Origin of the sequence: Flavobacterium sp., from assembly GCF_025352425.1 — a bacterium.
GTDB lineage: Bacteria > Bacteroidota > Bacteroidia > Flavobacteriales > Flavobacteriaceae > Flavobacterium.
Genome location: NZ_JANXTI010000095.1, coordinates 1 through 12,677, shown reverse-complemented (window position 1 = coordinate 12,677; position 12,677 = coordinate 1). Strand labels below are relative to the sequence as shown.

8 protein-coding genes and 1 riboswitch are annotated in these 12,677 nt (G+C 36.4%); of the genes, 3 read left to right on the top strand and 5 right to left on the bottom strand.

Translation table 11 applies throughout. The features are described from left to right. Nucleotides 1-112 precede the first annotated feature (112 nt). A riboswitch (SAM riboswitch) is annotated at nt 113-221 on the bottom strand. Between the two features lie 278 nt (nt 222-499). Further along, a complete protein-coding gene (gene metK / locus Q0Q99_RS11690) occupies nt 500-1,750 on the top strand; it encodes a methionine adenosyltransferase (protein ID WP_293896079.1) in 1,251 nt (416 codons plus the stop codon). A gap of 77 nt (nt 1,751-1,827) precedes the next feature. On the opposite strand, the gene Q0Q99_RS11685 is transcribed toward metK, so the two are convergent. Then, the gene (locus Q0Q99_RS11685; protein ID WP_293896077.1) at nt 1,828-4,587 is read right to left on the bottom strand and encodes a carboxypeptidase-like regulatory domain-containing protein; all 2,760 of its coding nucleotides are present in this window, start codon (nt 4,585-4,587) and stop codon (nt 1,828-1,830) included. A gap of 9 nt (nt 4,588-4,596) precedes the next feature. Further along, nucleotides 4,597-5,493: a GLPGLI family protein gene (locus tag Q0Q99_RS11680; RefSeq protein WP_293896075.1), complete on the bottom strand. Its 897-nt coding sequence runs from the start codon at nt 5,491-5,493 to the stop codon at nt 4,597-4,599. A 122-nt stretch (nt 5,494-5,615) separates the two neighbouring features. Between Q0Q99_RS11680 and Q0Q99_RS11675 the strand changes: the two genes are divergently transcribed. Then, nucleotides 5,616-6,407 carry a hypothetical protein gene (locus tag Q0Q99_RS11675; RefSeq protein WP_293896072.1) on the top strand — a complete coding sequence of 264 codons (792 nt, stop codon included), beginning with the start codon at nt 5,616-5,618 and terminating at the stop codon, nt 6,405-6,407. After that, nucleotides 6,407-7,021, top strand: a complete 615-nt coding sequence (locus tag Q0Q99_RS11670; RefSeq protein WP_293896070.1) for a deoxynucleoside kinase — start codon at nt 6,407-6,409, stop codon at nt 7,019-7,021. The genes Q0Q99_RS11675 and Q0Q99_RS11670 overlap by 1 nt, the downstream gene beginning before the upstream one ends. Nucleotides 7,022-7,087: 66 nt before the next feature. Here Q0Q99_RS11670 and Q0Q99_RS11665 read toward each other — a convergent pair whose 3' ends face one another. From Q0Q99_RS11665 to Q0Q99_RS11655, 3 genes are all read right to left on the bottom strand, one after another. Continuing rightward, a complete protein-coding gene (locus Q0Q99_RS11665; RefSeq protein ID WP_293896067.1) occupies nt 7,088-9,658 on the bottom strand; it encodes a sodium-translocating pyrophosphatase in 2,571 nt (856 codons plus the stop codon). A gap of 92 nt (nt 9,659-9,750) precedes the next feature. Further along, nucleotides 9,751-10,350 (bottom strand): DNA-3-methyladenine glycosylase 2 family protein, encoded by a 600-nt coding sequence (locus Q0Q99_RS11660; RefSeq protein WP_293896064.1) that lies wholly within the window; start codon nt 10,348-10,350, stop codon nt 9,751-9,753. A 1-nt stretch (nt 10,351) separates the two neighbouring features. Continuing rightward, nucleotides 10,352-12,677: DUF5686 family protein (locus Q0Q99_RS11655; RefSeq protein ID WP_293896061.1), on the bottom strand; the 2,326-nt coding region annotated here is incomplete at its 5' end.

Sequence of the window (12,677 nt, the reverse complement as noted above, 5' to 3'; positions counted from 1 at the left end):
AAAAGCCCTTCGACTGCGCTCAGGGGGACAAAACAAAAAAGATATAGCGTACAGCAGGAAACAGCTCCTAAAAATTATAAATATGTCATCGTGAAAGTGAGAAGAATTCTCTGGGTTATCTGCTCTCGTTCCTAAAAACGAGATAGAATGTAGCACCTTCTTTTAGCAAAGGGTTGCTAAGCTTTCATCGGGTCTATTCCCTCAAGCTTTCGTGATAACAAACAATAAATTTATGAACGCTGCAAAGTAAAGGCATAGAAACTTATTTTGCAACAGTTTTTTAAAAATAAACATCACACCGATGTGTTAATTATCAAAAAAAAGTTTAGAATAATTTGAAATTCAATTTGATTTTATACATTTGCAGTCGAAAAAATGAGAGGAAAAATTTGAACTGATTGCAACCTCGTTAAAAAATGCTAAAGCAGCATTTCTTCTTTAGCACTTAGTCCTAATTTCTCTTTTTTCGTTTAACATTAATATTAAACTAAGTATAGTTATGGCTTATTTATTTACGTCGGAGTCAGTGAGTGAAGGACATCCGGACAAAGTTGCAGACCAAATTTCTGATGCGTTGATTGATAATTTTTTGGCATTTGATGCTGAATCAAAAGTGGCTTGCGAAACATTGGTTACTACTGGCCAGGTAATTCTTGCCGGAGAAGTAAAGTCTAATACTTACTTAGATGTTCAGCAAATTGCAAGAGAAGTAATCCGTAAAATTGGTTATACCAAAAGCGAATACATGTTTGAAGCGGATTCTTGTGGAATTTTGTCTGCTATTCATGAGCAATCTGCCGATATCAATCAAGGTGTAGACCGAGCAAGTAAGGAAGAGCAAGGTGCGGGTGATCAGGGAATGATGTTTGGTTATGCAACAAATGAGACTGAAAATTATATGCCATTGGCTTTGGATTTGTCCCATGCTTTGTTAATTGAATTAGCCAATTTAAGAAGAGAGAATAACGAAATAAAATATTTACGGCCGGATGCGAAATCACAGGTAACTTTAGAGTATTCTGATGATAACAAACCAGTTCGAATTGACGCTATTGTAATTTCTACACAGCATGATGATTTTGCACCCGAAGCTGAAATGTTAGCCAAAATCAAAAGCGATTTAGTGTCGATTTTAATTCCAAGAATTAAGGTAAAATATCCTCAATATACTCATTTGTTTAATGACAATATTACCTATCACATTAACCCAACCGGAAAATTCGTAATTGGTGGACCACACGGCGACACTGGCTTGACAGGAAGAAAAATTATTGTTGATACCTATGGTGGAAAAGGTGCTCACGGCGGCGGAGCTTTCTCTGGAAAAGATCCAAGTAAAGTGGACCGTTCTGCTGCGTATGCAACGCGTCATATTGCTAAAAACTTAGTTGCTGCGGGATTGTGTGAGGAAGTTTTGGTGCAGGTTTCGTATGCCATTGGCGTGGCAAAACCCACATCTATCAATGTGGTAACATATGGTACTTCAAAAGTTAATCTGACTGATGGAGAAATCAGCAAAAAAGTGGAAGCTATTTTTGATATGCGCCCGTATTTTATTGAGCAGCGTTTGAAACTGAGAAATCCAATTTACAGTGAAACTGCAGCTTATGGCCATATGGGGAGAAAACCTGAAACGGTTACTAAAACCTTCAAATTGCCAAATGGTGCACCAAAAACAGTTACAGTTGAATTATTTACCTGGGAGAAATTGGATTTTGTAGATAAAGTAAAAGCAGCTTTTGGAATTTAACCACAAAGTCCTCAAAGAAATACACAAAGTTCACTAAGAAAAAACCCTGATTCTCAATGAAAGTCAGGGTTTTCTTTTTATAAGTTATATTTCAAACTAAACATCACATAACGCGGCTGCACTTTATATTGAGATGTGCGTGTAGAGAACTGACTAAAACTATCGTCGTTTAAAGACGTTGTGTTTAGCAAATTGGTTGCCGAAATTTTATATTCCCAATTGCTGTCTTTTGTTTTTTGATAAATTAAACTAGCCGACAAAAAGTCATATTTATTCTCGACCGATTTATCTTTGTTATAGTAATGATAAAACTCATATTCGGAAACAAAGGAGAAGCTTTTTAAGAAGAAATAGTCCAATCTGATCGTTGGTTTATCGATGAAAAAAGTATCCGTCGGGTAATCGTTAATGGTGTAACTGTAACCGATTTCGATATTGGGCAAATCTTTATAATTGGTGGATGCTTTTATGCCATAGGTTTGGCTGAAACTTTCGTTAGTCACTGCACCATCCAGAAAAGTAGTTCTGTCTACCTGAATGTTATTGTATTTTGACCAATTTAGATTCGCGTTTACGGAAATCTTATAATATTTTAAAAAGGAACGTCCGTAATTTCCATAAAATATAAGTGATTGATCAGCAAACTCCGAATTGTATGGCGATGAAATTTGGTTTACACCATCAAAAAGCGCTCTTGTTTTTACAGCATTAACTGTCCTGTTGTAACTCACAAAAGCGGATATGTTTTCAAAGTTGAACATATTGTATTTAAAATAACGCAACGAATGTGATTGCTGAATGGCATTTTCGAGTATTCTGTTTCCGCTTGACAAACTACTGTAACTGTTTATCACAAATCCTTCCGCCTGGCGATTAATATCAGTAAAATTATTGGTAAACGAAAAATTATACGTCAGGGTTTCTGCCTTCTTAATTTGATAAATTGCCAAGAAATCAGGTAATATTCTTGCGAAATTTTGTTTAGAATTTGTTCCCGATTGCTCATTGTTTAATGCATACGTATGTAAACTCACACCTGGTGTAAAGGTGAATTTTCCTTTCAGCATTTTGTAATGAAATCCAAGGAAGGCATCATTAAAGCGGTAGTTTACATCGTTTGTGTTTGGCGGATTGTCTAAATTATTTACGCTTCCGTTATCTAAAATTTGGTACATGCTCGAGTCAAAATTCTGCTGCGAAAAAGTATTTCCAACCGTAACATTGATGTTGCTTTTTGGGGTAATCATATAGTAATAATCCAATTTAGCATCTAATTTATTGGTTTTTACAAACCGGTTTTGGTTCAGATTTGTTCGGTTTTGATTGTAATCGTAATTCAAAATATTTATTACCGGGGTTGTAGACTGATCTACAAACGGGTCTGATTCCAGATTCGCGTTATAAAAAGGATTTTCTTCCTGATATAAATGCTGCATTTCTAAAGCAAAAACACTTTTTTCAGTAGCTGTGTAATAAAAACTCAGGTTTTGGTTTACCGTTATTGGATCCTGCTTTTTCGCTGTAAATATATTTTCTGTTGTTGAGTTGCTACTCTCATCAATAGTTTCCCGAAGAAGGGAATTGTCTTCGTCCTGCTTCGATAACTTGGCTAAAATGTCATAATCAAACTGAAAATTTATATTGGGTTTATAGCTCGAACTCAACTTAAACAATCCTAATTTATTTTTTTGATGAGCTATTTCCTGTCGGTTTTCTGTAGCTGCAACGGTTTCCGAATTTTCATTTAAAAAATTAGTCGTCGTCTTTGTTTCCAAATCGGTAATGGAAGAAGAAAGAATTCCAAAGCCGCTCAAACTCCATGACTTTGTTGGGTTATAAGAGAAATTTGTAGCACCAAAATCGGTGTCAATTTCTTTTGCCCTGTTATTTCGCAACAGTGAAATTCCCAAATCATTGCTCGAAACATTAAAGCTGCTTCCGCCTTTTGCCATCATGTTTTTAAATCCGCCGGTGAATTTAAAATAGTCCTGAGCGGTCAAGGGCAGTTCTCCAATATTGTTTGTATTGGTTATAACGTTGATGCTGTATTTTGGATTGTAATAAAACAGTTTTGGATTTACATTGTAGCGATCAAATTTACCATCAGGGCCAAAACCTCCGGCAGCTGTGACATCACCAAACCAAAAATTCTTCTTTCCTGCTTTAAGTTTAATGTTCATTGCCACATTATCCTGATTGTTTTCTACACCTTTAAGGATGGAATTTTCGTTGTAGTTTCTCAGTACCTGCACTTTATCAACGGCATCCGCAGGAATGTTTTTTACGCCTAGTTTTGTATCGCCATCAAAAAAATCTTTGCCTTCAACCATTAATTTGGTGACTTTTTTACCTTCTACTTCTACTTCACCATCTTCGTTAACTTCTACTCCGGGTAATTTTTTGAGGACATCTTCCAGTTTTCTTTCGGTTCCAGTTTTAAAAGAATCCGCGTTGTAAACAATGGTATCACCTTTTATTGACACTGGCATTTCGCGAACAATTTCAACGCCTTCGAGTTCAATCCCTCCGCTTTCCATCGTAATATTTTGGGTGATGTTTTGAGTTTGCGTGGTAACTGTAAGTTCCTTGTTTTGCATTCCGAGGTAACTCATTTTGATTGCGTAAGTTGTGTTTGCTTTGAGGTTTAAAACAAATTTTCCTTTGTCATTTGTAATAGCATATGCATCCATGGTTTTGGTGCCTTGGTTCATTGCCATGATGTTTGCCATTTCGAGTGGCGCTTTGTTTGAGTCCAGGATATTACCTTCAAAACGGATATTTTGGGAAAAAACAGTAGTTGCCGCAAGAATCAAAAAGAACAGTAAACTTTTTTTCATACGAGCTGCTTAGTTACCCATTCTGATTTGCATTCCACCTCTTCCTTGTCCTTGATTCATCTGCTTTAGTTCATCCATTTTTTTTATAACGGTTTCATCGTACTCTTTTTGAGAAATTACCTTTCCGTTGGTTGGTGCTTTTATTTCGACTTTGTCTTTTGAATTCAAAACCACTTTGGAACACAGAATAACCGTTTTTCCATCATTTACTTCAAGGATTAAACCTGGTAAACCCCAATAGCTTTCAGGTCCTTGATTCACCGGAATTTCCGGCGTGTACCATGCTGTGATAATGATTTCTTTTGGCATATCGAAATCATCCATAAAATTGGTTTTTTTATCCTTTTCTTCTTTTTTAACTTCGCCTTCTTTCGTTTCTTCCTGCTTTTTAGGCCTGAAATTTCTAAAATCTGATTTGCTTACAGGTCGAACTGCCGTGGCTTTGAAACAATTGTAGCCGCCAATTATTCGTGTTTCGCTTTCCAATTTCCAATTTAATTGAGGCAAGGAATCTTTTACTAGAAATTCTTTCCCCATAAATTCTTTGTCGACTGTGTAGCTTTTGTCTTTTACATTTTTGTAGTATGTTCCACCACCGCCCATCATGGAACTCATCATTTTGAAACCGCCTTGTTGTCCGCCCGGAGCATCAAGTTTTTCTTCTTCTTTATAAATGGAAGCCGATTTATCAAAATTAAGAATGAATCTTTTTTCGAACATTGTTTTCATTCGCTCTTCAATCATTTTCTGCATTTCCGGAGTAATTTCCTTGTTACCTTCAAAACGGGATTTGAAATCGGACGTGCTGGTTTTTGATTCATAAACTGCCATTCCCTGAAAATCTTTTTGTGCATTTGAAGTAATAAACGCTAAAAGGAATAATGAAGTATAAAGTAAGTTTTGCATTTGCTTTTTATTTTTAAAGAACAAATATGACGAATCCGAATGAATTCTGTTACCAATCTTTTGTTAAAATATCTTTTTGGAGCCGTTGGAATTAATTTGGTTTAATGTAAATTAGCGCTACAATGAAAAAAACACTTTTCTTCTTTTTAGTATTCTGCTGTACGATTGGTTTTTGTCAAAGCAAAAAACTAAAAACTACGGCATTAGATACAAAAGAACTTGAGAACAAAACTTATATTGGTTTTGATGGTTTGGGCAACAATTATTACATTAAAGATAATGTTTTCAGTAAGCAAAATGAAAGTCAGGTTTGGGAATATAAAAACGTGGCTTTGGGGAAAATAACTTCTGTTGACTATGTAAATCCTCTGAAAATAGTTGTTTTCTATGAAGATTTTAATACGATAATCACACTTGACAATCAGCTAAACGAAATTCAGAAACTCAATATTTTTGAAATTGACAATGCTATTTTCGCTTCAAAAGTTGGGCTGGCATCGCAGGATCAGTTTTGGATTTATAATTCGCTGACACAGCAGATAATGTTATTTGATTATTTAAAAAACACTTCGAAAGCCATTGGAAATCCTATTCAGGAAAGCATAAAGTATACACAATCTGATTTTAATAATTTTTATTGGATAGATGAAATCAATAATTGGTATTCGATTGATATTTTCGGTAAGATAACGTTGCTGGCAAATATTCCTCCATTTGAGAAAATTCAGATTATAGACAATGAAAAACTGTTGTTTTCGAGAGACAATATTATTTATAGCCTGAATAATCAGACCAAAGTTGTTCACGAAATAGAAATTGTTGAGAAGTCGTTTCAAAATTATTATTACAAAGACCAAATTTTGGCTATTTTTACCAACCAGCAAATTAAGAATTATAAAATAAAATTACCATAATGCACATAGCAGTAGCAGGAAATATCGGAGCAGGAAAGACAACGTTAACACGGTTTTTGGCAAAGCAATTTAAGTGGGAACCACATTATGAAGACGTAGTTGACAATCCGTATCTGGATGATTTCTATCACCAAATGGAACGTTGGAGTTTTAACCTGCAGATTTATTTCCTGAACAGTCGTTTTCGTCAGGTATTGCAAATTCGAGAAAGTGGTAAAAACATAATTCAGGACAGAACTATCTACGAAGATGCGCACATCTTTGCTCCCAATTTGCACGCTATGGGTTTGATGACTAATCGTGATTTTCAGAATTACTCCGATCTTTTTGAATTGATGGAAGGATTGGTTGGCGCACCGGATTTATTGATTTATTTGCGAAGTTCGATTCCAAATTTGGTTGCCCAAATCCACAAACGCGGTCGGGATTATGAAAACACGATTTCCATTGATTATCTGAGTCGACTTAACGAACGCTATGAAGCCTGGATTCACACTTATGACAAAGGCAAGCTGCTAATCATTGATGTTGACAATATTGATTTCGTCAATAATCCCGAAGATTTAGGTATTGTAATCAATAAAATCAACGCTGAGATAAACGGACTTTTTTAAAGACTTTTATAAATAAAAAAGGCTCGCGAGTGCGAGCCTTTTTTATTTATAAACTATTGAAATTTATTATTTCAATGCATCAACTTTAGCTTTTACTTCTGCTTCTGTTCCTTCAAATGTTTCAGTTGCTGCAGTTCCGTTTACTGTTGTGGTAATCATTGCTTTAGATTTTCCGTTAGTATTGGTTATTACAACTTTTACGTTTTTCTCTACAGATGATTTTATGGCACCATCATCTTTTTTGGCACAACAATCCATGTTTTTATCTGTGATGAATTTTCCATCAGCATCATAGTGAGAAAGACAGGCAGCTTTTTCTTCTGCATTGCAGCCTAAAGAGTCGCACATTGCAGCACATTCTTCTTTAGTCATGTCTTTACATTTGCTTAAATCACATTTACCCATAACTTCATTGCACTCCATTTTCATCTCCATCGATTTTGTTCCTTCACTGTGACCAGCACCCAGGATTGGAGCAATTACTAATCCAATTAAACAAGTTAATTTGATTAATATGTTCATTGACGGGCCAGAAGTATCCTTAAATGGATCTCCAACTGTATCTCCCGTTACGGCAGCTTTGTGGGCATCCGAACCTTTGTATGTCATTTCACCATTAATCATAACTCCGGCTTCGAAAGATTTCTTAGCGTTATCCCAAGCGCCACCAGCGTTGTTTTGGAACACTGCCCAAAGAACTCCAGATACTGTAACTCCGGCCATATAACCCCCCAACATTTCGGCGATTAATTGGTTGTTATCTCCGTAAACTAATTTACCTAATAATACGATTGCGATTGGGAAACCGATAGTTAAAACTCCAGGCAACATCATTTCTCTTAAAGCCGCTTTAGTAGAAATTTCAACACATTTACCATATTCAGGTTTTCCGGTTCCTTCCATGATTCCCGGGATTTCCTTGAACTGGCGACGTACTTCGTACACCATGTCCATTGCCGCTTTTCCAACAGAATTCATTGCTAATGCAGAGAATACTACAGGTATCATTCCACCAACGAATAACATTGCTAATACCGGCGCTTTGAAGATGTTGATTCCGTCGATTCCTGTGAACGTTACATAAGCAGCAAATAATGCTAACGATGTTAAAGCAGCAGAAGCAATTGCAAAACCTTTTCCTGTTGCAGCAGTTGTGTTACCTACTGAATCTAAAATATCTGTACGTGTACGAACTTCTTTTGGTAATTCACTCATTTCAGCAATTCCGCCAGCGTTGTCAGAGATTGGTCCGAAAGCATCGATTGCCAACTGCATAGCTGTTGTAGCCATCATTGCAGAAGCCGCAAGAGCCACACCGTAGAAACCAGCCAACGCATAAGTTGACCAGATTGCTCCGGCAAACAATAATACTGTTGGGAAAGTAGAAACCATTCCGGTAGCTAAACCGGCAATTACGTTAGTTCCTGCTCCTGTTGATGATTTTTGTACGATGGCCATAACTGGTTTAGTACCTAATCCTGTGTAATATTCTGTTACTGATGAAATAGCTCCACCAACAAATAATCCGATTAATGTTGCATAGAAAACTCTCATTGAAGAAATAGGTTGTAAACCTTCTCCGAAGAAAGTCATTTTCATTTCAGCAGGTAACATCCATTTAACCAAGAAGAAACAAGCAACAGCTGTTAATGCAATAGAAACCCAGTTTCCAATATTTAATGCTTTTTGAACTTGAGCCTCTTTAGCATCGTCGCTAGTAATTTTTACTAACATGGTTCCGATGATAGAGAATAAAATTCCAAAACCAGCAATTGACATTGGCAACAAGATTGGTCCAATTCCGCCAAAAGCATCAGTAATCATTCCTCCCATATCTTTGATAACATAGTTACCCAAAACCATTGCTGCAAGAACTGTAGCAACATAAGAACCAAATAAATCGGCACCCATTCCGGCAACGTCACCAACATTATCACCAACGTTATCTGCTATGGTAGCAGGATTTCTTGGATCATCTTCCGGGATTCCCGCTTCAACTTTACCTACTAAGTCGGCGCCAACGTCAGCGGCTTTGGTATAAATACCACCACCAACACGGGCAAACAAAGCGATAGATTCAGCTCCAAGAGAGAAACCAGCTAATGTTTCAAGAACCACGGTCATGTCCTCAGTTCCGTTTGCTGTCCAAACACCGCCCATGAACATATTATATAATATAATAAAGAAACTTGTCAAACCAAGAACTGCCAAACCAGCAACTCCTAATCCCATTACAGTTCCACCACCAAAAGATACTTTTAATGCTTGTGGCAAACTCGTACGGGCAGCCTGTGTTGTTCTTACGTTAGTTTTTGTTGCGATTTTCATTCCCATATTTCCGGCTAAAGCCGAAAAGAAAGCACCAAAAATAAATGCAACAACGATTAATAAATGTGTTTTAACGCCTGGTAAAAAAGTAATTCCAGCTAAAACAACACTCGCAATAACTACGAAAATTGCCAATAATCGGTATTCTGCTTTTAGGAAAGCCAACGCTCCTTCGTAGATGTAATCTGAAATCTCTTTCATCTTCCCATCTCCGGCATCCTGTTTTAATACCCAAGCTCTTTTGATTGCCATAAAAGCCAATCCAATTAACGCCATAACTATTGGCACATAAATCATGTATGATTCCATAAATATAATTTTGGTTATAAATTTTATCGGTCGCAAAAGTAACAAATCTTTAACAAATAAAAAGAATAAATTAACGAATGTTTGAAGCGGAGCTAAACCATTGGTTTTCTGTTTCTTTTCTCCAGATAATGATGCCACAGCATAAAGGTTGCCATGGTTCTGTGTGGTTTCCAGGTTTCTGAAATCGCGGCCATTTCTTCTTTAGTATGAACATCAAACAGTTCTTTAATCGTATTAACAATTGCGATATCGCCAAGCGGAATAATATCGGGCGATTGCAATGCGAACATCAGGTAAACATCAATTGTCCAATGACCTATTCCTTTGATTTTGATGAGCTCACTTCTAACTTCATCAGCGGTTTTTGCAGACAAACTTTCTAAATCCAATTCTTCGGAGACCGCTTTTGCAAGTACTTTTAGATAGCTTATTTTTTGTCTGCTGACACCACAGCTTTTCAAATCTTCATCAGAACATTCGCTTATAGTTTCCGGAGAAACTGTTCCTAAAAGGTTTTCGATTTTTAAAAAACACGCTTTCGCCGAATCAATAGAGACTTGTTGTTCCAGGATTAATTTGCAAAGTGTTACAAATCCTTCCGGTCTTGATGGAATGTATGGGTTTCCATATTGCTGATGCAATTTTTGGAAAACAGCATCTTTTTCAACCAGAAATAAAATGGCTTCCTGCATTTTAGAAGTAAAATCCGAACGAACCTTTTACAGTAAAGTTGTTGGTTCCCGGCAAATCTCTATAATTTCCTCGCCAGGCAAAATCAAGGCGAAATACTTTGAAAATATTTCCAATTCCGGCGCTGTATTCCCAATAGGGTTTTTCCGGAGCCTGGTAAATTAATCCTGAAGCATTAATTGCTCTGTTTTCATCTGAAACTGTTCCGTAAACGCTTTTTACTCCAACGATTTCCCGAAGATTTAGTTTTCTTAGATAAGGAATTCGGGAAAATACCTTGCCGTTGAAATTATGTTCCCATTGGAAAGTTGCATAAGTATCGGCTACAAATTCATAAAAATTAAGATTGCTAAACGTGTTATCAATGATGAAAAGTGTCTGATTCCCGGGCACAACGCTCATTAATCCAAGTGGAATCTGACCATAGGTTTTTCCCAATTCCATTGTAAAATTAGAGCGTCCGATAGCCCCAATAATAATTGGCTGTTTGTAGTAAAGTTGGATTTTATGATAATCAAAATCACTATTTATAAACCCTTTAAAACCCTGACTATAATTCACAAAAAAGCGGCTGAATGGTGCATCAACATCACTTCTTTCCACACCATAACCAATCGCTTTTTTCTTTGGGGTAAACTCTAACTGAAGATTTACTTCCGATTGTGTCACATTGGTTTTGGTAGTGGTAAACGTATTGTCGGTAAAATAGTCCAGCTTAAATGTATCTGATGCCGATTCTAAAGTACGGTAGGAAAATCCGAGTTGGAAAATTAGGTTTTTTACCGGTTCAATTTCTGCCGCAAGAGTACTCAGATTAATATTGGTCAACTTACCGTTGGACCCTGTTGTAAATAAGCCCGATGATGCATAACTTCTGCCGAGAACATCATTAGTGGTGGTTAAACTGGCGCCAATTTGTTCAACATCACGCCTATTCCCACCAGAAAGAATAATTCTGTTTTTCTTGTCAATCATCCATTTTCCTGCAGCGCCATATTTGAATTTATTGTCTTTAAATCCATACGCAGTATAGCCTTGTAACCGCCAAAGATCATTATGCCCAAAATAGGTTCTTCCACCAACCCTAAGGCGCATTCCTTCCACTTCATTGTTTCCAATGGTAGAAAAAATGGGACCGTAATCAAAATGTCCAAATTGTGCATAACCGCTTCCCAAAATGGAAACCAGATTATAAATATGCTTGAACTTCTTAACAGTTTTCAGCGTATCAATCATCTTGTAGATTTTCTTCTCGTCTTTATTCAGATTCTCAAATCGGTTTTCATCCCAAAAGTCATCGGTCTTATTATATACCGAATTGTCTATAAAATTGATTTCGTCCTTATAGAATTTGTCCGGTTTTTTTTCGTCAAATTTGAAGTTTCTGTAGAGCGTTGTTCTCTTTCCATAAACACCTTTGGACTCTTCTTTCTTTCTAAGTGCGAAGTCCGACATCATATAATCCCGGGTTGGCAGAAAAACAGAATCGTTCAAAACCTCAAACTCCTGTTCCAGATAAATATCTTTTACCCAGTTGATATTAGCACTTTTAGTAATCGCCATATTTATTTTCTTGATGGCGAAAGTAGTGTCGTTCACCCAAAAATCACCTTTAAAAGTCAACTCATTTTTACGCCTTGGATAGAACACAATGTTGTAACACACTTTGTTATCAATAACCGCTGTATCTGATAAAACATAATTGTAAACATCTATTCCCGTTCGTGAAAGTGGACTCGTGAAACTCTTATCAAAAAAATATAGATAGTTGTCATAGATATCAAAATCATTATACAAATCTTTTATAAAAGTGTTGACTCCGTCACCATTACCTAAGCCGGAATTTTTGTTGGCTTTTAAAATTTCCTTGACTTTCTTGGCTTGATTATCGCCATACACATCAGATAATGCTTCGTTGATGAAGATCGGCAAATAGGTTTTGCCGGTTACTTTTGAGGTATCAATATTTTTAAAAACGAATTCCATGCCTTTGAAAATTTTATTTTTCATAAAAGCACTATCGATAGTGTTCATGTCGAATTCTACTTTTTCATATTTTTCATACTGATATTGCTTGAACATTTTCAACCCATTCTTTCGTCTCCGTTCCCATATTTTTTTAAGGATATCCAATGCGGGGTTGTTCTTTTTGGATGTTTTTCCTGCATAAATTTTGACTTCTTTTAACGCATTTCCTTCAGTCAGGATTATTTTGAAATCATAGTTTACCTTTTCAGGCAACGTAACGGTTTTATCGGGAAAGCCAACAAATGATACCACCAACTCCGTGTAATTATCCGGTGATTCTATATAAAACCTACCGTCTTCA

What these genes read in the sequence shown, in the direction of transcription:
- metK (WP_293896079.1), top strand. Translation starts at nt 500, where the DNA reads ATGGCTTATTTATTTACGTCGGAGTCAGTGAGTGAAGGACATCCGGAC.
- Q0Q99_RS11685 (WP_293896077.1), bottom strand. Translation starts at nt 4,587, where the DNA reads ATGAAAAAAAGTTTACTGTTCTTTTTGATTCTTGCGGCAACTACTGTT.
- Q0Q99_RS11680 (WP_293896075.1), bottom strand. Translation starts at nt 5,493, where the DNA reads ATGCAAAACTTACTTTATACTTCATTATTCCTTTTAGCGTTTATTACT.
- Q0Q99_RS11675 (WP_293896072.1), top strand. Translation starts at nt 5,616, where the DNA reads ATGAAAAAAACACTTTTCTTCTTTTTAGTATTCTGCTGTACGATTGGT.
- Q0Q99_RS11670 (WP_293896070.1), top strand. Translation starts at nt 6,407, where the DNA reads ATGCACATAGCAGTAGCAGGAAATATCGGAGCAGGAAAGACAACGTTA.
- Q0Q99_RS11665 (WP_293896067.1), bottom strand. Translation starts at nt 9,658, where the DNA reads ATGGAATCATACATGATTTATGTGCCAATAGTTATGGCGTTAATTGGA.
- Q0Q99_RS11660 (WP_293896064.1), bottom strand. Translation starts at nt 10,350, where the DNA reads ATGCAGGAAGCCATTTTATTTCTGGTTGAAAAAGATGCTGTTTTCCAA.